Genomic DNA, 20797 nt, shown 5'->3' with positions numbered 1-20797 from the left:
AAATTTAGAAAGTTAAATGAGCTCCAAGGGAAATTGTACCCTGTGCTGGCCTTATTCGATTCCCTTCGTTTTCAGGGTCGTAAAAATGCGAATTTGCTGTCCAAACCAATAGGTTAGAAACGTTACAACGAAATGCAATACTTTTGGCCCGAATCCTACTTACCCACATTCCCGGAACGGTATAACCCAGACTGATATCCCTGATCTTAACATATGACGCATCCAAAACGCGTGTATTGGCGTAGCGATAATATTCAGTTTGTCGCTCTGCATTTTCAGATGCCAAAAAAACATATTTGGGAATGTCAGTACGGCTTTCATCGCCGACTTGTTTCCAACGGTCATTAAACTCTGGATTTAAAGAACTTAAGCCGTCCAGAGGATCACGCATTTTGTACCCAAAACTATAGATCATATTAATAGCGAGACTAAAATTCCTGTATTGAAAAGTGTTGGTCAAGCCTCCGTTCCAGGGTGCCTGCGTCAGTCCACTGTAAACCATATCTTGGGACATAATCTCATTTGGTGCTGATGTTAGGGTACCATCGGCACGCCGGGCCAACGGATTTCCGGAAGCGTCCAATCCGGCATAATTGTAAGAAAACAGCAAATTTAATGGACGACCTTCCATGATACTAACCCCAGGCTGCCCAACCATCTCCGCACCTGTTACAGGCGGGTTAAGGTTAAGCTTAATTAATTTATTACGGTTATAACCCAAAACCAAATTGGTAGACCACTGAAAATCTTCCATTCGCAAATTGATGGAACTGATGCTCAGGTCGATTCCTTTGTTTTGCATATCACCAAAATTGCCTATTACGCTGGAGTACCCGTTAAAAGGTGAAGTAAACAAATTACCTATCAACCCTGAGGTATTTTTGATATACGCATCAATGGAACCATTCAATCTATTGCCAAAGAAAGCAAAATCTAAACCTGCATTGTACACTTGTGTCCTTTCCCAGGTCAAGCGATTGTTTGCAGGAACTGATAAGATTAACCCCCCACCGGTGACGGCATTGGGATCCGTCTCAGAGACTAGTATATCGAAAGACGCTGCTTCGCCAACATTGGGCGCATTACCAGCGATGCCATAGCTAAACCTGAGGTCTAAAGCATCTACTTTCTTAAAATCTTGCATAAACGTTTCCCTGCCCAGTGACCACTTGGCACCGACACTATATACAGGCCTATTTTGGGCGGATTTATCCAGACCAAAAAGATTACTTTGGTCAATTCTCCAGCTAGCATTCAGCGTATAATTAGAAGCGTACGTATATCCCGCAGTAGCGAAATAAGAGGTTGTTCGCGCAACGCGGCCTTCACCCCCTCCCAAATTGGGCGCCAACGGTCCACTCGGACCTGCTACTCCATTGATCCCTTGGGCTAATGTAGCAAAATCTACCGGTCTAGATATCTGCAACTGATCGTCCCAGCCATAGTAAACCGATGTGTTATCTACGATTTGGCGATGTGTTGCTTCCTGGCCCGCCATTATATTAAACCAGTTCTTGTCCCATTCTCGCGTATAATTCATCTGATTCCTGACTGTCCATGATTTATCAATAGCATTGGCCGTATTCAATCGACCCCCAGATTGGGGCAGGTAATAAACTGGCGTGGCATCATCGTCTGGAGCTACAGTGAATCGGACCAGATCACGCCTCACAATCCAGCTGGATTCGTCTAATACCGTACGTTCATTTCGGGAAGCCACATTATAACCATAGGTACCGGTAAAGGTTAATCCATTTAAAATGTTAACTGTCCCACCTCCAACGATTCTGGCGGCTAACTGGTTTCCTCTAAAACGACGGGTGTTAAATTCCTGAACCGGGCTATAGTCCAAATTTATACGGCTCCGTCGCTGTTGAATAATGCGATTCTCTTCACTGGGCATCAATCCATCCTCGCCATATGGCGAAATATAATTTGTGATCAATGGCTGTCCAATTGCATCTTGATAAAGCTGATAGCGTGGGGCCGTATTTCCTCCTGACCCTATACTCCGGCTGATCAGATTGGTCAAGTCTGTGTTGACATAAAGATTCACACGTTTTCCCAGCTTGAGATCATTCCGGAAATTTATTTTATATTGATCTTCCCTATCCCCAGGAGTATTGCTGATCGTCCCAATATGATTAAGCGAGCCATAAAACGAATGAACCTCACTTCCACCAGAAGCAGAAATGGTCTGATTGTACTGTGCCGCATTCCGGTAAAAAAGCTGATTTTCTTGTTTCCAATTGTCAATATTGGCGAGGCTATCCAATTTGGCCCGTGCTTGTGCCGCTGAAAGTACACCGCGATGCTGATCCCATAAGATCTGCCGATGGGGCTCCAGTCTATTAGCACTTGCTGCAGCATAGGTGGTTCCCGCTGCTTCCAACGGAAAAATTTCTTTTTCGCTTGCAATAAAATCCCTAGAATTCCATACAGGAAGGTAGTCCCGCTTGGGACGACCATTAAAGGCATAATATCCATCATAATCGATCTTCAGTTCCGAATTGGCCTTTCCCTTTTTTGTGGTGATTACAATAACACCATTAGCTGCCTTAGCTCCCCAGATTGAAGCCGATGTTGCGTCTTTTAATACCGTAATATCATCTACATCTTGCATATTGACTTGTTCGATACTTTGTACTTCCACACCATCGACAACAACCAAAGGTTTGGTAGCTACATTGATAGAAGTTGATCCACGGATTACCATCCCTCCGGACTGTCCACCACTTCCGCTGGAAAGCCCAGGGATTAGACCTTCCAAGCGGGATAAAACATTCGGACTGGTTGTCCTGTTCATCATCGTCTTCATGTTAGGTTTGGCAAACGATCCTGCTACGCGTTCGCGGGAAATCTTTTGATAACCGGTATTATATTCTACTGTTACTTCATCTAAATTCTGTACAGCAGGCATCATTTGGATGGTACCTAGGTCAGGTCTGGCTTTGCGTTCAGTAGCTTGATAACCGATGTAAGTAATAAAAATAGTTGCTCCAGCCTCCACATCACGAATTACAAATTCACCCATCTCATTTGAAGCAGTAGCAATGTTGGTATCGTCAACAAATATTTTGGCACCAATCAAAGGTTTCCCATATTCATCCACGACAATTCCTTTTACAATAATCCGTTCAATTCCCCTTTTTTTTTCGGCAGACCGTTTGATGGATATGATTTTGCCATCAATTGAATAGGTTAGCGATAAGTCTTTTAATAATATATTTAGTGCATCATCTATATTCGTTTGCTTAAAACTTACGTTTATGTGTTCGCTTTTCGGCAAGATTTTCCCATCGTAAAAAAAATCATAGCCACTCTGTTTTCGGATCTCCTTTAATACCGATTCTAAGGACACATTTTTTTTTGTCAAGGTTATTTTTTGACCAAAGGTTGATGCACTTACCTGCATCATGCCAGCGATGAGTATTAGGGTGGTTAGTCGCATAAGTAGCATAATTTTTGACAAGAGGACTTTGGTCCTCCCATAATAGTTGGTAAAGGTTTGGTACATGTATATCTAGGTTTTAAAACAAATTAGTAGGCGATAATAGACCTAAATTGTACATAAGCACAATTTTTACTAAGTTTGTTTAGTTTGGAAAAACAGCAGGCCTTAGCTTTCCACGGATGAGGCCACTGTTTGATTGATTCATAAATAGTCCAAGCGCAACCAGGAGCGCCCTAATGCTCCTGGCTATTAAAATTTTAAGTCGAGTTATATAATCGTTTCATTTGTTTCTACTTTAAGGATTAATAAAAAGGTTAGTTCGTTTAATTTAATTATCACCGTTTGGTCTCTTTACATACAATTTGCGACCGTCGATTCTAAAGCTGACCATTCCTGAGGACTCAATGGATTTCAGTACCTGCGCAAGGGACCGATCTCTGGAAATCCATCCACCAGACTCCATATCATCGGGTACAGTGTCTTCATAAATAACATCAACATTATACCAACGTGCAATCTTTCGCATTGCTTCTTTGAAATTAACATGATTGAGATAGAAATCCCCTCTCTTCCAATCTACAACATTTTCCACGTCTATAGGTCTGATCTGGATGCGTTGTCCTTCTGCTATAGCCTGCTCGCCAGGTTTGACAAGTTTTTCATTGTAACCAGTACGAACTCTTATAGCCCCTTCTAATAAAGTCGTACGGGTGTTTGGCTCATTTGTATACGCGTTAACATTAAATATTGTACCCAAAACCTCAATTTCCTGCCTGTCGGTCGACACTATAAAAGGTTTTGACTTGTCTTTGGAAATTTCAAAATATGCTTCACCTTTAAGTTTAACTCTTCTCTTCCCATCCTTTATAAGTATGGGGCTATAACTGAGTGATGAACCAGCATTCAACCAAACCTTAGATCCATCGGGTAATCTAATTTGATAGGTCTGTCCATTTGCTGTTGAAAGTGTATTTTCACCAGTAGCATTATCTGCTTTCGATGACAATTCATAAATCAGTTCTCCATTGGCCAACTTACTTATCTTCACGCCAGACTCTTCTTCAATTGTTCCAGCATGCTGGTCAGACAAGCTAATCTCCTTACCATTGGCCAATGTTAAGGTTGCACCAGATGTTCCGGGTGGGACATCGTGGACAGTAACTTGCTGGATAGGCAAAGGTGTTTTAAGTTCATTTTGCAATACAAACAGTGATATACCAAGAATGATTAGGACTGCGGCAGCAGCTACCAGACGAAAAGAGATCCTTTTAACTACCGGTCTTGTGAATGGCAAGTTAGCCTCCTCCATTTTATCAAGTGTTTTCTGCCAGATTACATCCCTGTTCGCATGCTCAAAGGTTTTTAAATTTTGCTGCAAGATTTGCTCCTGATAAAACCGATCAAAATGGCTTTTATTTGCAGGTTGCTCTTCCAACCATTGGAACAATCTTTTGCGCTCTGAATCCGTGAGCTTCCCCTGGAGATAGTCCGTAATTAATTTCGATATGTTGAATTCAGTATCAAACATGGTATCTTGATTAGGCAGCAAAATAAATTATCTGTCTGCTATTTATATAAAAACACCAAGCCCTATACAAACGCCCGAAATTATTTTACATTTTTTAAAATTTCAAGACATTAATAGTGATATAGGGAACTATGTGATATATGAAGGGCTAGAAAAATATTTGAAAATGAAATTTTATGTTCGGACTTGATCTATCAAAAATAAGAATGATAATAGTAAAGCCATTGAGACACCTTTTTTTAACAGCTGGGTTTTTAAAAGTTCAATTGCCCGAGCCTTGTGACCACGGACGGTTTTCACGGATATACCCAATATTGCAGCTATTTCATCTGTTTTCATATTGTCAATGTAAAGCATTTTAAAAACTTCTCTACATTTGTCCGGTAAATTTTCAATTTCATCGCTCAATGCTTGCAATACCTCAGCCTCAATAATTTGATATAGAATATTTTCTTCAGATAGCTCTAGCTGGGAAAGATAAAGTTCCTGCGCAGTATTTCTCCTTTTGAGGTTCCTTAAGTAATTAATGCAAGCATTCCGACAACTGATATATAAAAATGCCTTGACATTCTGCAAGGTATCGAAGTTTTCTTTATTAGCCCACAGCTTGAAAAAGCACTCGGATACAATGTCCTCTGCCTGTTGGCTATCTAGCGTGATTGGGTTAGCAAAATAACACAATGATTTGTAATACTTGTCAAAAAGATGGGCGAAGGCTCTTTCCTGTCCACATCTAAACGACTGCATCAAATCATCTTCATCATAAACGACCTTCGCTTTCTTCATCAAATGGTAGCTGACTCTTTAAGGTGAGCTAATATACATAATTATTTTGCACGGCAAAATAATTATGTATTCCCTAAGTGATAGCCAAATTATTAAAATTTACTTGATATATAAAAAACGGGAGTGTAACGTGAACTGTGTCATTGGATTGGACCGCCTATTAATATTAACGGGAAATAACAAAATCAAGAATATCTATACGCCTAAAAAGGAATAGTTACCACTCGCCCTTTATAGTTACCTTTTTCAATCGTAAATAAAATCGCATATCCACCGGCCCCATCACTATTTACAGAAGTGATATATAGAATATCATTCCGATCATCATAATAACATGCTGCAAATTCATTGTTGACATTAAAGAGGTTCTCAATTTCCTTTTCCGGAATTTGGACGCTCCGCCCCTTTATCGTGGCTTTTATAGATGTATAATGACTTGTAGGGGTTTCGCCATCTGTTCCCCAGAGCTTCTGTCCTTTAAATTTATCCGTAACGGTATAGTCTTCATATGTAGTTGAAGAAAAGTACTTTTTGTTTTTTTCGTAATCAAATTTGTTAGACCGTATTTCCACAGCGACGTCCTTTGATCTAAATGTTGTGCTGTTGTCATCAAAGGATATATTGGGGATCTGCATATAAGATCCGACAAACTTAATTCTTGAACTGTGTACATATCCTGTAATATTCTTCTCTTGATTGTCCGTATAATCAACAATCACCCAATTGCCAAATTGTTCATCGGGAAAGGCATAGACAATTTCATCAGCAGCAATTTTTGAAACTATGGCACTATTCAATGTGGCTTGTTCCCTCACATTTACATAACCATCTTTATCAATGATCTTTGCAAATTGCGCGTTGGCAAATTGACTTATTGTAAGAAAAAGTAGTAGTAGATATTTATGGTTCATTTTTTTATCATGTTATTTCTTATAATAATTTGAGCAGGTTTCGAAACGCAATGCTGGTCTCTCACTAAGATTCCATGACTTTGAAGCGATTCTAATCACTTGTTGCGGCAAAACTTCCTAGTTCAAGGTTGTATTTCAGATTTTTATTATTTTCTAAGTTCGCAATATTTTTGTTCAGTAATTTACCTTTATTTTCAATGGTCAATTCCATTAAATCAATATTCAATCGTCAGAATGCTACATTTTCCGGGATACCATCATTGAAATGCGTATTTATAAACAGGATTTGTTGATCGGAGATATTCATGCGTTTAAATTCTACTTATCGAATGAGCAATATTAGAAATAAAAATGGAATGAAACAATCACGGTTATCAGTGATATCCATGATTGGACGGACAATCTTTTGCAGACAACCTTATCTTATTATAATTCTTTAAATTATAATAAGGAAAAATCTCGTGACAATGCAGTTTTTAAGTAATTTTAAATAACTGACAAATTGAAGTGATGGCTTATAACAATGAACTTGTCAACCGCGTCCGCGAAAGACTTGCAATGGAAGAAAATATCGACGTTGAGGAAAAGAAAATGTTTAGCGGATTATCCTTTCTTGTTAATGGGAAAATGTGTATCAATATTAGCCATGACAATCTGATGTGCCGCTATTGCGCAAAACTGGAAGATGAGGACTCGGAAAAAAAAGGCTATCGTTATGTAGAGCCCGCTGGTTTTCAATAACATAATGATTTTGAATATTGGATAAAAATCTGCCTTGATTATACCCCAACCGCGAGGGCTTCCAAGAAAAAATGAAAAATAAATTTGTGTCAGTATACTTTTTCGATTTCAGGTAGTAGTGAGCCTGAAAAGTCAGTCGGAAAGTTGGAGAACTTAGCTACTTTTAGGCAGTACAACCTACAAATCTTAGAAACGTCATTTTGCTTTAATTTTATCTCTATGCTTTAGACCAAATTTAATTAAAGCATTGGCAACTTCTTCCGTTTCTTTAGCATAGGCGGTAAGCGCATAAGAAACGGTCACAGGTTTGGTGTCATTAACCGTTCTGCTAATCAGTAAATTATCTTCTAATTCCTGAAGTTCGTTGGATAGAACTTTTGGGGATATTCCCTGAGCCATCTCTTGCAGATCTTTAAACCGCATTGTGCCGTGTTTCTGCAAATTGTGTAGGATACAAAATTTCCATTTACCACTGAGCAATTCAATGCCATCTTTTAATGCCAATATCGTTTCTTTATCAATATTTTTATTGCTCATCAGATAGTTACTTTCCTAAAGGTAATGAATAGTAAATATATATTGAATATCCAATAGTTTTGTTGAACAGAAATTTAAGGAAAATCATTATGAAAGTAACAGTAATCGCAAATATTTCAGCTAATGGAAGAATTTTGATATCCGATAACCCGCATCATAAACTACCACCGGAAGCAATGGAATTTTACGTACAATTTGTAAGGCAGGTTGGAAATGTAGTAATAGGATTGAAAACATTCGAAAATTTTCTAAATTTTCCAGATCAAGTAAAAGAACATTTTAATGGAATAGAAATCATCATATTGGCCGATAAACCTTATACGGCTGATGGCTACAAGACTATAGCAAGTCCTGAAGAGGCAATTGCATATATGTCTGCAAAAGGAGTGCGGGAAATAGCCGTTGGAGGCGGAGCAGGTACTTTCAACGCTTTTTTTGACAAGAATTTGGTTACAGATATTTATTTTAACGTCAGTCCTATAATCACTGGTGCTGGAGCAATTTTAGCAAACAATGAGGAGTTAAGTTCAACGTTCAGATACAAAGCACAGACGCTTAAAAACGGTTTTCTTCAATTGCATCTAACTAAAGAAGACTGAATAACAACAGACCAAAAATGTCTTTCAAAAATAGTTGAATGACGGAAACAAATCCGCTAAAATTATTTCTTTCGGATCTATATCTTTCAATTGGCGACTGTATCCACACGACGATAGGTATATGCATCATGGTTAAGGGCGCCGGCGAGCGGAAAGAGAATAAGAAAACCGGCTGCTGTCGACTCACTGGGCACGACTAAATCACCATGTTTATCTAGTGCAAAGCAAATAGTTTTGGTAAAGAATCTATTGACTAATACATAGATGTCAAGATCGGTATTTCTGAAAGAAACAAAGTTTTGTGGTTCGGGCTTAACTTTCCTCGTTCTTTCACGCACGACATTTCCTAAGGTATCAATTAGTTTGAAATGGATTTTATTTTTTTTGGTGAGCTCCAATGAAGTTTTGTAAAGATAGTGCAGACTATCAGTTTTATAGTAATTTGGTTCGATATAGTTCCATAGGCAATATTCATTATAGACTGCACTCTTCTGCTGACTGCTATGATTATGGCCTATTATCTTCTGGGGATAATTATCAAAGATGTATGTCTCCTTCAATTCTACCTTCGAAACGCTATGTGCCGCAGCAGTTTGTGCTAAATACTTGGGCGATATGGAAGTGCAAGAGATACACGAAAAAATAAATACCACCGAAAATAGTGCAATGGCTACAGCGCGCATATTGTGATGTTTTTTCATTTCTTTTATAAGCTCTTTTGTTCAAATTCTAAATGGCTAAGTGCTTTCTTTTCATTTTGTGCAAAGAAGACAGTATAAAATCCGACCAATAGTAATAACTAAAATGGAAATTCATATAAGAAGTTTTGTAAAAATTAAATCTACTTAATCTATCCGTTGCTTCCAACCGTAGTCATACGAACAGGTTTCGCACCTTAAAAAGAAATAACTGGCGCATATTTTAATTTTATGTTAGCTTTAAACTTACCAAAGTTCCATTATCAAAGGAGATTAAAACTTTAATAAATCGTTGACGTTTTTGACCAATGTCAACGACCATATCCTAATATAAAGTGCATCTTTGACCGATAAATAATAAGCGATGAGAGAGCAACTATTACAATTGTTACGTGAAAAAGCGTCGTTAACCGAACAGCAATTAACGGAGGCCCTAACTTATTTCAAACCCCAATCGATAAAGAAAAATGACCATCTGCTCAACGAAGGTTCTATTGCAGACTATCTTTTCTTTGTCGGCAAGGGCTGTTTGCGCCTATATTTTCGCAATGACGAACTATCAACGGCAACCCGGTTCATGGCTTTTGAACATACTTTCCTAACCTCTATCGTCAGTTTCATTTCAAGACAGCCAGCTACAGAATTTATCCAAGCCGTAGAAGATACGGAGGTGCTCAGCATCAGCAACACTGACTTTACCTTTTTGAGAGACAATATGCCTGGCTGGGACAATTTTTATATCTACATCCTCGAATATGGATTAACTGTTGTAAATAATAAACTCAGCAGCTTATTAACCCAAACCGCTAAAGAACGCTATCGCGATCTACTGAAAAATAATCCAGAGCTCGTACAGCGTTTGTCTAATGCCAACCTTGCAGCTTATCTGGCGATATCACCTGAAACATTAAGTAGGCTCAAATCTACTATCTAACTAATAAAAAATGAGAAGCGACGAAGTAAAGAAGGGATACCAACGTACTCCCCATAGAGCCCTATTTCGGGCCACAGGCGTAAATGATAACGATTTTGATAAACCTTTTATTGGAGTGGCAAACTCCTTTATCGAAATTATACCCGGACATTTTTTTCTGAATAAGGTTGCTGAGATTATTAAAGAAGAAATCAAGGCAAACGGGTGTATTCCTTTTGAATTCAATACGATCGGTATTGACGATGGTATTGCTATGGGACACGATGGTATGTTGTACTCGCTCCCCAGCCGAGAATTGATTGCCAACTCAATTGAAAGCGTCATGAATGCACACAAATTGGACGCAATGATAGCTATCCCAAACTGCGATAAGATTGTACCCGGGATGATTATGGGTGCACTACGTGTAGATGTGCCTACAATCTTTGTCAGTGGAGGCCCCATGAGAAAAGGATATACCAAAGATGGCACTGCCATTGACCTGTCTACAGCTTTTGAGGCTGTGGGCAAACACGAAGCAGGCTTAATCAGTGACGAAGAGCTCAAAGACATCGAGTGTAATGCATGCCCCAGTGGTGGTAGTTGCTCGGGTATGTTTACAGCAAATTCCATGAACACGCTGATGGAAGCTATGGGTATAGCACTATCTGGTAATGGAACCATATTGGCATTAACACCCGAGCGTGAAAATCTATATCGGGAATCAGCCAGAAGGATCTGTGAAATCGCTAAAGACGATCAGCTTTCCAAACAATTCAAACTTAAAAACATCATCAATGCAAACGCCATCCAGAATGCTTTTGCAGTGGATATGGCCATGGGCGGTAGTACCAATACTGTCCTTCATATGCTTGCTGTAGCTCACGAAGCAGATATAGATTTTCAGCTTAGGGACATTAACTCAATATCAGATCAAGTAGCGCACATCGCAAAAATATCGCCCAGTTTAAGCACCGTTCACATGGAAGATGTCCATCGCGCCGGAGGTGTTAACGCTGTAATGAACGAAATGACCAAGCGCAGCAACCATGTTCTCCTGGATAATATGACGGTCGGTGGCGAAATGCTATTCGAAAAGATTGCCAATGCAGCGATCAAAGATCCAACAATCATACATACAATAAACAATCCATACAGTCCTGTTGGAGGATTGGCGATTCTATTTGGAAATCTTGCAGAGCAGGGAGCTGTGGTAAAATCCGCAGGAATCACAGGCGAAAAGAAATTTAGCGGGACTGCAGTTTGCTATGATAGTCAAAATGATGCCATAGTAGGCATCCTTGCCGGTGAGATCAAAGCTGGAGATGTTGTGGTGATCCGTTACGAAGGTCCCAAAGGTGGCCCGGGGATGCAGGAAATGTTGACACCTACTAGCCTGATCATGGGGATGGGATTGGGTAGTTCTGTAGCGTTGGTAACAGATGGCCGATTCAGCGGAGCTACTCGCGGAATAGCGATAGGACATGTCTCACCTGAGGCTGCTGAAGGCGGATTGATTGGCTTACTAAAAAACGGAGACCACATTGTTATTGATATTGACAAACATATACTTTCAGCTGATATTAGCCAAGAGGAGATCCAACTGCGTGGAAAAAACTTTACTCCGATCAGAAAAAAACTGAATTCCAAATGGTTGAGTCAATATCGGCAACTTGTTAGCAATGCAAGCAACGGTGCTATATTAAATTGTGATTTTTGAAAATAAAACCGTTACAGTTTAGCAAAATTGACGTCCTCGGCTAATTCTAATCTATTTAGGCAAATATGGAAGTTAAAAGAAAAAGAACATAATATCATAAAGTTGCACTACGGAAACAAATCCGCTAAAATTATTTCTTTCCAATCTATATCCGTTCAATTGGAGACTGTATCCACACGACAATAAGTATATGCATCATGGTTAAGGGCGCCGGCGAGCGGAAAGAGAATAAGAAAACCGCCAGCTGTCGACTCACTTGGCACGACTAAATCACCATGGTTATCTAGTGCAAAGCAAATAGTCTCGGTAAAGAATCTATTAACTAATACATAGATGTCAAGGTGGGTATTTCTGAAAGAAACAAAGTTTTGCGGTTCGGGCTTAACTTTCCTCGTTCTTTCACGCACGACATTTCCTAAGGTATCAATTAGTTTGAAATGGATTTTATTTTTTTTGGTGAGCTCCAATGAAGTTTTGTAAAGATAGTGCAGACTATCAGTTTTATAGTAATTTGGTTCAATATAGTTCCATAGACAATATTCATTATAGGCTGCACTCTTCTTCTGACTGCTATTATTATGGCCTATTATCTTCTGGGGATAATTATCAAAGATGTATGTCTGCTTCAACCCTACCTTCGAAACGCTATGTGCCGCAGCAGTTTGTGCTAAATACTTGGGCGATATGGAATTGCAAGAGATACACGAAAAAATAGATACCACCGAAAATAGTGCAATGGCTAGCGTGCGCATATTGTGATGTTTTTTGATTTCTTTCATAGGCTCTTTTGTTCAAATTCTAAAAGGCTAAATACTTTTTCTCATTTTGTGCATTGGAGACCGTATAAAATGCGACCAATAGTAATAACAAAAATGGAAAATTCATATAAGAAGTTTTGTAGAAATTAGATCTACTTAATTTATCAGTCGCTTCCAACCGTAGTCAAACGAAATAGAGCTTTTCTTAAGTATAGCCAGTTCCAGATCGATTTGATTTTTCAGATCACTATTTAGTAAATGAATCAGATGAAAAAAAGCATATTAACTTTTTTAGTCAATATAATATTTGCTGGAAATAAAGTATAGTTCGAAAATAATGAAAAAGATAACCATGACCGCATACCAAAATGATTTTTTACTTTTTGAAAAAGCAAGCAGGACACATAGTGAAATATGAGTAACCATTTTCACACCGTAAAGGGGCATCAATTTTTCCAGATAAGTTTGTCCCTTTAGCAGTGTATCCAATATATCGACGCCATAAATCATAATTAGTAATAGAAAAATCCACTTTTTCCTTGAAAAAAAATAATTTCTATAGCTGTCGGAATAATCTTTGACATCCGAAGGATACAGCAGCTGGCAAAGCGTAAAGTAGAGCAGTATATAGGTTATTATTAAAATATATTCGGTGAAGGTCCAGACCCTCATCTCTCTCAGATTGTATTCCCACCACCAAAAATGGATCATCTGAACAAATAAATACAATACCCACAATAAGTGGATCCAGTAGGGTTTTGTTCTTCCCGGATGTTGGACAAATTTGACAGTACCGTTAAGTAAGCTACCAATTCCCAATCCTAGGATGATACTGATGACTGTTTTGATATGGTTAAAAAAATCCATTATAAAGTAGTTCTAATGGTTCTAAATTATCTAGGCGCTTGTAAAAAATTATAAATCAGTACTAAATATAGTTAAAATTATGGTATTAATTTAGTATATCATAAGTGCTTTCTCCCCTTTCCTACTGCAATTTATTTACATTTTAATGGTGATAATAAATGAGATATCTTTGGGCTAAACGGTATAGCTAAATCAATTCTCTGTCTAATGCAAAGCAAGCTCTGTAAAAAAGAATCTTATAACAAGATAAGATCTCTTGACAATGACAGTTTTTAAGTAATTTTAAATAACAGAAAAACTGAAGTGATGGCTTATAACAATGAACTTGTCAACCGCGTCCGCGAAAGGCTTGCAATGGAAGAAAATATCGACGTTGAGGAAAAGAAAATGTTTAGCGGATTATCTTTTTTGGTGAATGGGAAAATGTGTATCAATATCAGCCATGACAATCTGATGTGTCGCTATAGCGAAGAACTGGAAGATGAAGTCTCGGAAAAAAAAGGCTTCTTGCCGATGATTATGAAAGGAAAACAACTAAAAGGCTATTGTTATGTAGAGCCTGCCGGTTTCCAAAGAACTGATGATTTTGAATATTGGATAAAAATATGCCTTGATTATAACCCAACTGCAAGAGCCTCGAAGAAGAAATGAAAATCAACTTACATTGGTATACTGTGTGCAATATAATAACCGCAAATGGATGAGCTAGATGATTTTACGATTGGATTACACTCAGGAGGCCAGTCAATTTCAATTACAGTAATTGAATTATTATATATCGATGTTACTAGCAAATGGATAAGAAAACTCAGCTACTGGTTTTGATTCTTCTTGATAGAAAAAGCTGGTTATTTTTCTTTAGATCCTCATTATATTCGTTGTTAATGCCTTTATCATTATTAGCTTCATGGCCCTTTCTTAGATATCGGTGAATTTCCCGCTCTCCTATAGCGGCTAATTGACCAAATTAATTACGGAGCCCCCCCGTTAACTGTCAGGGGAGACCATGTTGGCTAGATGCTCGCTTTTTCACCCAATTTAAACCGGCTTTGGGCATTCATCTATTGTAAAGATCGTTAGATTAATTGAGATAATTGTTGTTCAAATCCTAATTTCGATGTAGCGATTTATTGTTGTGCAATTGCTTTATGGTATTGCCTACAGCTTCCACTGTTTGTCCGATTTCTTCTACCGTAGTGAAACGCCCCAAGCTAAATCGTAGCGCATTAAATGCCTCATCTTTACGCAATCCCATAGCTTGTAGTACAGGAGAAGGTGCTGTTTCAAAATTGCTGAGTACTGAGCAGTTGCAAACACATATATTATCGAGCTTTTGAACTATATATTCGCTGTCAATACCATCAAAACGGATAGTACTTGTTGTATAGATCCTATGTGTTTTAGAACCGATTAACTTCGCTCCTCCGATTGCTAATAATTGTTGTTCTAATATATCTCGTAGTTTTCCGATGCGCTCTTCATCTTCATTCATCTGCGAAGCTGCCAGTTCAGCGGCTTTGCCCATACCAACAATACCAGGCACATTAAGTGTACCACTTCTCGCCTCCCCTTCATGTCCCCCAGGAAAGATAAGCGGTTTCATGGGTACTTTGGAACTAAAATAAATGCCGCCCATACCCTTTGGTCCGTAAAATTTATGGGCAGAAAAAGTGAGAATATCTATAAATGATCGCGCGTGAACAGGGAGTTTTCCGACAGACTGGCTTCCATCGGTCATAAAAAAGGCTCCATGGGCATGCGCTATTTCCGCAATTCGCTCTATGTCCTGAATCACACCAGTGTCATGGTTCACGTGCATCACACATACTAAAGCTGTATAAGGCGTAAAGGCGCGCTCTAGTTCCTCAAAATCTATCAATCCATCGCTATCAACAGAAAGGTAAGTAACCGCATTACCTCTGGTCTCAAGATACATACACGTTTCCAAAACTGCAGGATGCTCGGTCGCTACAGTTATAATATGGTGTTTTCCTGGCCTCAATAATCCACGTAATCCCATATTGATAGCCTCAGTGGCACCGGCGGTGAAGAAAATCTCTTCTACATTGGTATCGATGAGATCAGCAATCTGTCTCCTGCTCTTCTCTACCGCAGTATCTAAATATTTACCTAGTTTGTGACGACTTGCCGCATTGCCATACTTGTCTGCCAAATAGGGCATCATTTCAGCTAATACCCTAGGATCCATTGGAGTGGATGCGTTATTGTCAAGATATATAATTTTGTCCATGTTAGTCGATTTGCATTGCGTCATTTTTTTCGTCCTCATCATACGTTTTGAGCATGTAATCTTTCCCCAGATTGCCTTTAAAAACTTTTATTTCGGCAGTCATTGGCGGATGCGGAAAATCACCTTCCCATTCCATAAAAAATAGATTCATCATCCGATTTCCCCATTCTTTGTTCTCAAATACGGCATCATTGTAATTTCCCCCAAAAGTAATTACCCAGGATGGTAACCCCACCTTAGCACGCTCCCATGTAACGACTTGCCGTGCATTAAAAATATTTATAAAAGATAGCAGCCCGTAGGAATAGACTGTTGAAAAGAGAAAAATAGCACTTATATACAACGCTTTCGAAAGTGTCTTTCGAAGAGTGATCTTTTTGAATACGATTAAGATACTAATGGTAACCGTCACAACTCCACCCAACAGGGCCGCCCATGGTAGAAAGTACCAATCATCTTTCAGATGGACTTGATCATATAGCATAAAAGCAAATTCTACCACTACCGTGAATGTTAAAAACGCCTTTACATATTTGTTCATGAGATATTCAGTGCGCCAATTTCTGAAAAAAAGAATCAATATTATTCCAGAAAACACGCCATAAAGCAAAGCTGTATATTGACTAAAAAACATAAAATTTATAGCATGAAGAAGTAGGGCCAAGAAAGCGCCTATAAGAACTAGTGCCTCAAATTTCTCGTGTGAATAAATTCTAAATTGTTGCATATTACGCATAAATTAGGCTTTTGGTTAACCTGACACGTCTATGATTAGCCGCATAGGATAAATAACATCTGCTTGAAGATAAATATTATTTATCAAAACTTAATAAGATTGAAGAATAATTATTCAGATTGTTACATAAATAAGGCTATAGGTTCTCGTAATATGGTTCCTCATTCAAATGCCAGTTATTGAAATCTCTGATGTGAAAAAATGTTTAAAACAGCATATTTTAAGATTGATTTTTATTTTTCTAAATGAATCATTATTTTAAGGTCATCTTTAATTAGTTGATTAATTAAAGGCATAATTTCTACGATTATTAAATTAAATTACTATCGATGTATAAATCTCTTCAAGTGAAGCTCGATACCTTTCATGAGGTATGCAGTAAACAATCGGAACTTAGAATTGCCCTTGCTCCATTTTATCAGAAAGACTTCTATACGCTTTATAATGAAATAAAGGTGACTCTACGTTCACCTTACCTATTATTTTTTCTGGATGACGAAAATTTAGATAACCTTCATGAATTTAAAGGCGATCTACCCGATCGATTCTCATTTAGGATGTGTCCAAAGTTTAAGGATAGCGCATCAACGGCTGACTATTACCAAAGTCGATATTTATTTTTTACGGTTGAAGTGGATAAGGATAGATTGGAAATCTATTCGGTTAACAATAAGCGAGACGGAAAAGGACATTCTTTTGAAGAGACGGAAGACAAGCTGTTATTGGCTTCGATTAAACCCAGTCAGTATAAGATAGACAAGATCCGATCTATCCTGGTGAAGTTTCTAATTGAAGAACTGGAGTTCCTCACTGAAACATTTGCTGTTGAAGCCAATGGAGAACTGAATTATAACAGAACATATGCGACAGAAGGTAATGAGATATATCAGATTTAAACATTTATTAAAAAATATATGGGTAATCAATTGTAAACCTTACCTGATTTTCTGGAAGCTTTGGCGGCGTATACAGAAGATATCCAAGGGTATTATGACAATACAGACGCAAATGTAGATGCTGAAAAAGCGGCATGGTCAACATTTGCTGATATCTTCAAGGGAGCTAAAGTTTACGAGTAATAGGAAGCATTCCTTCCACATGTTTGCATATTTACAAAGGAAGAACATTGACTTTAATATAGTGACGAAAACTACTGATTATATATGAACATACAGCTAAGCGTTAATAGAGATTTAAACGAAAATGACGTTCTGCAACTATACCAAGCTAATAAATGGAGTGCGGCCGAAAAACCAGAACTACTGATCAAAGCGCTCTTAAATTCGCATTCCCTAATTACTGCATGGGATGGTACAACATTGGTAGGCCTAGGAAATGCTATTTCCGATGGGTATCTGGTGGTTTATTACCCGCATCTACTTGTGCTACCCTCCTATCAAGGCAAAGGCGTCGGCCGTTTGATCATGGATAAAATGCAAGAGATTTATAAGGGCTTTCATATGCAGATGCTCACCGCCGATGGTAAGGCTATCGACTTTTATAAAAAGAACGGTTTTGAACGAGCTGGTCAAACAGAGCCGATGTGGATCTATTCGGGTGGTGATCATTAAAGCAGAACTGTAAATGAGTGAATATAATTTTAAATATTGATATATGAAAAAGAGCTATGGTTTTGAAGTGTTCGTGAATGGCAAAAAACTAACGCGAGCGGGTTTATCAAAAGAGAACTATGTTATAAATTGTATCATCGGTGCTGTGCATAGAAAAGATGACAGCGAAGAGTTATATATGCAAATTGGTGGACTAGATAGTGCTTTGGATGTGCATGTCAGCTGGTTTGGTGACCGGCTCAAAGTTGGCGATAAAATATCAGTAGAAGTTATCGATGGTGGGTTTGATGAACCCAACTCGAAAAGTAGGGCATTCACTGAACAAGAAATCAGAGAACAAAAGATGAAGCAGTACCTGCAGCTTAAAGAGGAACTGAAAGATTATTTGAAAGAATGATCGAAATCACAATCTTAAATTATGGAACGGTTTTATTCTTAAGCAAATTCTTGAATATACCGATCTGTAAGATTCAAGAATTTGATAGATGAGGTAAAGTAAACTGTATCAAGTTTATTATGTACTAATCATAATCAATTGTCTTTATAAAATTATTCATGGAGCACATTAAAGCATATCAGGATGTTATACGTAAAATCTATTTCACATATCAAGATGCCATATGTGGGCTTGAATTGATAAATTCCAGAATACAGGGATTTATTAACGAGGGAATGAAGGCCAATCCACGTACTGTTGCTGTTGGGGGAATAGAAATCAGAAGTGTGGATGTCGAAAATTTCACTTCTGAAAATACATGGTTTTTGTCACGCAATAATCATGAAATTTTAGCTGCTAATAAAATTAACGGCGACAGCTATATCACAATTGGACAGATGGCTATTTGTACATTATACAATTATTGGGAAGATTATTATAGGGAAAGATGCGCCATGGCTCTTGGTTATAATAAAAACGACCTTAAGAGCAAACTATTTGAGGATTTGGGTATGTTAAGGAATGTAATCACCCACAACCGAGGAATTGCGACAGAGAAAATGAAAAAAATGGTAAATTTTAAATATTTTAGTAAAGGAGATCCAATTATTATAAATACTCAAATTTTTAACGAAATTGTCATTGCGCTTCTGGAAGAACTGGAAAGAATAAAAGACGGTATTGTTGCAAAACAAGGGTGACTATAAAATTATTTCATTTTTATAACTGTCCATTATGCATTCTTAATGGAAAAGTTTTGGATACTAGAACGTTCTACGAATGTAGATGGAGCGAGACTGTAACATAGACTGTGTTATTTGAAAACTATGTCCACGAGAGAAGGTTTTGTAACACTTAAAGCAATTCTATTAGGATCTTTTTCTATATTAGTTGGCATAAATTGCTGTCTTAAAAACTTCAATGAATATACAACCTTTACTACTACAAGACATACCTTTTACCAGAGACCTTCAGCCTGAAGGATGGGGAGATATTACTGTATCGTTAATGGAATATTGCCTACAATCTTTTTGTAAACCTATAAAAGTTGTCGACCAAAACAAAATCGTCGGTGTTGGGACTTTAATCTTACACGAAAAATCAGCTTGGTTGGCACATATAATTGTTGACGAATCCTACCGTGGTAAAGGTATTGGCTATCACATTGTGAAATATCTAGTGGACTTGGCAAATAAAAACGGGTCATTGTCCATAAATTTGATCGCAACAGATTTGGGTGCTCCGGTATATAAAAAAGCTGGTTTTAGAGTAGTAAGTTCTTATCATTTCCTAAAAAGAGAACAAAACTGGCTGCCGAGCGCTTTAGCCGAACAATTGCGAACAGCTGAGCCAGCCTTTTATGAGCAGATGTTTAAACTGGATCAGGAAATAACTGGGGAGAATCGAAGGTACCTGATCGAAAACTATCTTAAACAGGCCGTAATTTTTGAGCAAAACGGAATAGTTGAAGGTTATTATCTCCCCACGATTGGACAGGGACCGATCTACGCTAAGACTGAACGGGCAGGTTTGGGATTAATGAGCCTTAAATATTCAATATCAGATTCAGCTGTCTTACCAGCGGATAATACCGTAGGTCTTAAGTTTCTGTCTGACATCGGGTTTGAAACACAAAATACAACGGCAATAAGAATGACTTTAGGAGACGAAATAAGGTGGCAGCCTAAGTTAATCTTTAGCAGGATTGGCGGCAATTACGGTTAATTTGATATAAAATGTACTAATCTCAAAAATTGATCCCCTTACTAACTTAATCCCAATCGTATGAACCACCTCAAACAGTATATAAAAGACAAAAATTGGGTAGAAGTGCTAAACCAATGTAAAATGCTGACTCCCGATGAACGTGCTGCAACTATAAAATACTTGCATTCGTTGGATATTGATCGCGATATTTTAAAAAAGGATGGTAACAGCTTAGATGTACTGGCTCGATTAGATTTTTATGAGAATCGTAATCGGATTTATACCAGGCTAAATTTTGCACTTATCGCCTGTACCCGCCAGTTGAGGATATCGCGAAGATTAAACGCATAAATGGAACTTGGCATTCCTGCCCATTGAGCTCCCCTACCTGAGAAATCCGGCTATTGGCGTGTATCCCATTAATCGACCAATTCAGAAAGCATCGTACTGGCGGGATTACTTGTGAGCTTTTAGATGGTTCGCGCTAGATTTATCCTCCAATCCAAAAACTTTTTTATAAATTAGGTACAAAGCAATACTTTTAAAACTATAAAACCGACTGCAAATGACGGATAATATCGACC

21 protein-coding genes and 1 pseudogene are annotated in these 20797 nt (G+C 38.1%); 12 read left to right on the top strand and 10 right to left on the bottom strand.

The window, feature by feature from the left end; all coding sequences use genetic code 11:
* Positions 1-4: 4 nt before the first annotated feature.
* The 4 genes from ABTV71_RS13670 to ABTV71_RS13655 all read right to left on the bottom strand — a co-directional run bounded on the left by ABTV71_RS13670 (position 5) and on the right by ABTV71_RS13655 (position 6679).
* Complete coding sequence (locus tag ABTV71_RS13670) at positions 5-3451, bottom strand: SusC/RagA family TonB-linked outer membrane protein (protein ID WP_433903559.1); 3447 nt, start codon at positions 3449-3451, stop codon at positions 5-7.
* A 331-nt stretch (positions 3452-3782) separates the two neighbouring features.
* Positions 3783-4982 (bottom strand): FecR family protein, encoded by a 1200-nt coding sequence (locus tag ABTV71_RS13665; protein WP_433903558.1) that lies wholly within the window; start codon positions 4980-4982, stop codon positions 3783-3785.
* Between the two features lie 174 nt (positions 4983-5156).
* Entirely contained in the window at positions 5157-5768 is a 612-nt protein-coding gene (locus ABTV71_RS13660) for an RNA polymerase sigma-70 factor (RefSeq protein ID WP_433903557.1), read from the bottom strand.
* Between the two features lie 203 nt (positions 5769-5971).
* Positions 5972-6679 carry a hypothetical protein gene (locus ABTV71_RS13655; RefSeq protein ID WP_433903556.1) on the bottom strand — a complete coding sequence of 236 codons (708 nt, stop codon included), beginning with the start codon at positions 6677-6679 and terminating at the stop codon, positions 5972-5974.
* Between the two features lie 510 nt (positions 6680-7189).
* Here ABTV71_RS13655 and ABTV71_RS13650 point away from each other — a divergent pair.
* Positions 7190-7420, top strand: coding sequence for a TfoX/Sxy family protein (locus ABTV71_RS13650; protein ID WP_433903555.1), 231 nt, complete (start codon positions 7190-7192; stop codon positions 7418-7420).
* A 195-nt stretch (positions 7421-7615) separates the two neighbouring features.
* Here ABTV71_RS13650 and ABTV71_RS13645 read toward each other — a convergent pair whose 3' ends face one another.
* Positions 7616-7957 carry a winged helix-turn-helix transcriptional regulator gene (locus ABTV71_RS13645; protein WP_433903554.1) on the bottom strand — a complete coding sequence of 114 codons (342 nt, stop codon included), beginning with the start codon at positions 7955-7957 and terminating at the stop codon, positions 7616-7618.
* A gap of 89 nt (positions 7958-8046) precedes the next feature.
* Here ABTV71_RS13645 and ABTV71_RS13640 point away from each other — a divergent pair, with 89 nt between their 5' ends.
* The gene (locus ABTV71_RS13640; RefSeq protein ID WP_433903553.1) at positions 8047-8556 is read left to right on the top strand and encodes a dihydrofolate reductase family protein; all 510 of its coding nucleotides are present in this window, start codon (positions 8047-8049) and stop codon (positions 8554-8556) included.
* 86 nt (positions 8557-8642) lie between these two features.
* On the opposite strand, the gene ABTV71_RS13635 is transcribed toward ABTV71_RS13640, so the two are convergent.
* On the bottom strand, positions 8643-9257 hold the full coding sequence (locus ABTV71_RS13635; protein ID WP_433903552.1) for a hypothetical protein: 615 nt from the start codon (positions 9255-9257) through the stop codon (positions 8643-8645).
* A 361-nt stretch (positions 9258-9618) separates the two neighbouring features.
* Here ABTV71_RS13635 and ABTV71_RS13630 point away from each other — a divergent pair, with 361 nt between their 5' ends.
* Both ABTV71_RS13630 and ilvD read left to right on the top strand, forming a co-directional pair.
* A complete protein-coding gene (locus ABTV71_RS13630; RefSeq protein ID WP_088161870.1) occupies positions 9619-10188 on the top strand; it encodes a Crp/Fnr family transcriptional regulator in 570 nt (189 codons plus the stop codon).
* 10 nt (positions 10189-10198) lie between these two features.
* Positions 10199-11887 carry a dihydroxy-acid dehydratase gene (gene ilvD, locus ABTV71_RS13625; RefSeq protein ID WP_433903551.1) on the top strand — a complete coding sequence of 563 codons (1689 nt, stop codon included), beginning with the start codon at positions 10199-10201 and terminating at the stop codon, positions 11885-11887.
* A 155-nt stretch (positions 11888-12042) separates the two neighbouring features.
* On the opposite strand, the gene ABTV71_RS13620 is transcribed toward ilvD, so the two are convergent.
* Together ABTV71_RS13620 and ABTV71_RS13615 are read right to left on the bottom strand one after the other, a co-directional pair.
* Positions 12043-12666 (bottom strand): hypothetical protein, encoded by a 624-nt coding sequence (locus ABTV71_RS13620; RefSeq protein ID WP_433903550.1) that lies wholly within the window; start codon positions 12664-12666, stop codon positions 12043-12045.
* Positions 12667-12936: 270 nt separating this feature from the next.
* Positions 12937-13512: a hypothetical protein gene (locus ABTV71_RS13615; protein ID WP_223585070.1), complete on the bottom strand. Its 576-nt coding sequence runs from the start codon at positions 13510-13512 to the stop codon at positions 12937-12939.
* A 306-nt stretch (positions 13513-13818) separates the two neighbouring features.
* Here ABTV71_RS13615 and ABTV71_RS13610 point away from each other — a divergent pair, with 306 nt between their 5' ends.
* The gene (locus ABTV71_RS13610; RefSeq protein ID WP_433903549.1) at positions 13819-14163 is read left to right on the top strand and encodes a TfoX/Sxy family protein; all 345 of its coding nucleotides are present in this window, start codon (positions 13819-13821) and stop codon (positions 14161-14163) included.
* A gap of 457 nt (positions 14164-14620) precedes the next feature.
* Here ABTV71_RS13610 and ABTV71_RS13605 read toward each other — a convergent pair whose 3' ends face one another.
* Both ABTV71_RS13605 and ABTV71_RS13600 read right to left on the bottom strand, forming a co-directional pair.
* The gene (locus ABTV71_RS13605; RefSeq protein ID WP_433903548.1) at positions 14621-15763 is read right to left on the bottom strand and encodes a cysteine desulfurase family protein; all 1143 of its coding nucleotides are present in this window, start codon (positions 15761-15763) and stop codon (positions 14621-14623) included.
* A gap of 1 nt (position 15764) precedes the next feature.
* Positions 15765-16304, bottom strand: a complete 540-nt coding sequence (locus tag ABTV71_RS13600) for a hypothetical protein (protein WP_433903547.1) — start codon at positions 16302-16304, stop codon at positions 15765-15767.
* Positions 16305-16828: 524 nt separating this feature from the next.
* On the opposite strand from ABTV71_RS13600, the gene ABTV71_RS13595 reads away from it, so the two are divergent.
* The 7 genes and pseudogenes from ABTV71_RS13595 to ABTV71_RS13565 all read left to right on the top strand — a co-directional run bounded on the left by ABTV71_RS13595 (position 16829) and on the right by ABTV71_RS13565 (position 20564).
* Positions 16829-17395: a hypothetical protein gene (locus ABTV71_RS13595; RefSeq protein WP_433903546.1), complete on the top strand. Its 567-nt coding sequence runs from the start codon at positions 16829-16831 to the stop codon at positions 17393-17395.
* Between the two features lie 48 nt (positions 17396-17443).
* Positions 17444-17578: pseudogene (locus ABTV71_RS13590) on the top strand (DUF7660 family protein); the annotation flags it as partial.
* An 84-nt stretch (positions 17579-17662) separates the two neighbouring features.
* Positions 17663-18070 (top strand): GNAT family N-acetyltransferase, encoded by a 408-nt coding sequence (locus ABTV71_RS13585; RefSeq protein WP_433903545.1) that lies wholly within the window; start codon positions 17663-17665, stop codon positions 18068-18070.
* A 43-nt stretch (positions 18071-18113) separates the two neighbouring features.
* Positions 18114-18467: a hypothetical protein gene (locus ABTV71_RS13580; RefSeq protein WP_433903544.1), complete on the top strand. Its 354-nt coding sequence runs from the start codon at positions 18114-18116 to the stop codon at positions 18465-18467.
* 158 nt (positions 18468-18625) lie between these two features.
* Entirely contained in the window at positions 18626-19207 is a 582-nt protein-coding gene (locus tag ABTV71_RS13575; protein ID WP_433903543.1) for a hypothetical protein, read from the top strand.
* Positions 19208-19427: 220 nt separating this feature from the next.
* Positions 19428-20231 carry a GNAT family N-acetyltransferase gene (locus tag ABTV71_RS13570; RefSeq protein WP_433903542.1) on the top strand — a complete coding sequence of 268 codons (804 nt, stop codon included), beginning with the start codon at positions 19428-19430 and terminating at the stop codon, positions 20229-20231.
* Positions 20232-20291: 60 nt separating this feature from the next.
* Complete coding sequence (locus ABTV71_RS13565; RefSeq protein WP_121127347.1) at positions 20292-20564, top strand: hypothetical protein; 273 nt, start codon at positions 20292-20294, stop codon at positions 20562-20564.
* The last annotated feature ends 233 nt before the right edge of the window (positions 20565-20797 follow it).

Source organism: Sphingobacterium puteale (assembly GCF_050986225.1).
Lineage (GTDB): Bacteria > Bacteroidota > Bacteroidia > Sphingobacteriales > Sphingobacteriaceae > Sphingobacterium > Sphingobacterium puteale.
The sequence above is the reverse complement of the archived record's forward strand: the minus strand, read 5'-3'. Positions and strand labels throughout refer to the sequence as shown.

What these genes read in the sequence shown, in the direction of transcription:
- ABTV71_RS13600 (WP_433903547.1), bottom strand. Translation starts at nt 16,304, where the DNA reads ATGAACAAATATGTAAAGGCGTTTTTAACATTCACGGTAGTGGTAGAA.
- ABTV71_RS13615 (WP_223585070.1), bottom strand. Translation starts at nt 13,512, where the DNA reads ATGGATTTTTTTAACCATATCAAAACAGTCATCAGTATCATCCTAGGA.
- ABTV71_RS13650 (WP_433903555.1), top strand. Translation starts at nt 7,190, where the DNA reads ATGGCTTATAACAATGAACTTGTCAACCGCGTCCGCGAAAGACTTGCA.
- ABTV71_RS13620 (WP_433903550.1), bottom strand. Translation starts at nt 12,666, where the DNA reads ATGAAAGAAATCAAAAAACATCACAATATGCGCACGCTAGCCATTGCA.
- ABTV71_RS13665 (WP_433903558.1), bottom strand. Translation starts at nt 4,982, where the DNA reads ATGTTTGATACTGAATTCAACATATCGAAATTAATTACGGACTATCTC.
- ABTV71_RS13635 (WP_433903552.1), bottom strand. Translation starts at nt 9,257, where the DNA reads ATGAAAAAACATCACAATATGCGCGCTGTAGCCATTGCACTATTTTCG.
- ABTV71_RS13575 (WP_433903543.1), top strand. Translation starts at nt 18,626, where the DNA reads ATGGAGCACATTAAAGCATATCAGGATGTTATACGTAAAATCTATTTC.
- ABTV71_RS13645 (WP_433903554.1), bottom strand. Translation starts at nt 7,957, where the DNA reads ATGAGCAATAAAAATATTGATAAAGAAACGATATTGGCATTAAAAGAT.
- ABTV71_RS13585 (WP_433903545.1), top strand. Translation starts at nt 17,663, where the DNA reads ATGAACATACAGCTAAGCGTTAATAGAGATTTAAACGAAAATGACGTT.
- ABTV71_RS13570 (WP_433903542.1), top strand. Translation starts at nt 19,428, where the DNA reads ATGAATATACAACCTTTACTACTACAAGACATACCTTTTACCAGAGAC.
- ABTV71_RS13565 (WP_121127347.1), top strand. Translation starts at nt 20,292, where the DNA reads ATGAACCACCTCAAACAGTATATAAAAGACAAAAATTGGGTAGAAGTG.
- ABTV71_RS13655 (WP_433903556.1), bottom strand. Translation starts at nt 6,679, where the DNA reads ATGAACCATAAATATCTACTACTACTTTTTCTTACAATAAGTCAATTT.
- ABTV71_RS13640 (WP_433903553.1), top strand. Translation starts at nt 8,047, where the DNA reads ATGAAAGTAACAGTAATCGCAAATATTTCAGCTAATGGAAGAATTTTG.
- ABTV71_RS13670 (WP_433903559.1), bottom strand. Translation starts at nt 3,451, where the DNA reads ATGCGACTAACCACCCTAATACTCATCGCTGGCATGATGCAGGTAAGT.
- ABTV71_RS13595 (WP_433903546.1), top strand. Translation starts at nt 16,829, where the DNA reads ATGTATAAATCTCTTCAAGTGAAGCTCGATACCTTTCATGAGGTATGC.
- ABTV71_RS13580 (WP_433903544.1), top strand. Translation starts at nt 18,114, where the DNA reads ATGAAAAAGAGCTATGGTTTTGAAGTGTTCGTGAATGGCAAAAAACTA.
- ABTV71_RS13610 (WP_433903549.1), top strand. Translation starts at nt 13,819, where the DNA reads ATGGCTTATAACAATGAACTTGTCAACCGCGTCCGCGAAAGGCTTGCA.
- ABTV71_RS13605 (WP_433903548.1), bottom strand. Translation starts at nt 15,763, where the DNA reads ATGGACAAAATTATATATCTTGACAATAACGCATCCACTCCAATGGAT.
- ABTV71_RS13630 (WP_088161870.1), top strand. Translation starts at nt 9,619, where the DNA reads ATGAGAGAGCAACTATTACAATTGTTACGTGAAAAAGCGTCGTTAACC.
- ABTV71_RS13660 (WP_433903557.1), bottom strand. Translation starts at nt 5,768, where the DNA reads ATGAAGAAAGCGAAGGTCGTTTATGATGAAGATGATTTGATGCAGTCG.
- ilvD (WP_433903551.1), top strand. Translation starts at nt 10,199, where the DNA reads ATGAGAAGCGACGAAGTAAAGAAGGGATACCAACGTACTCCCCATAGA.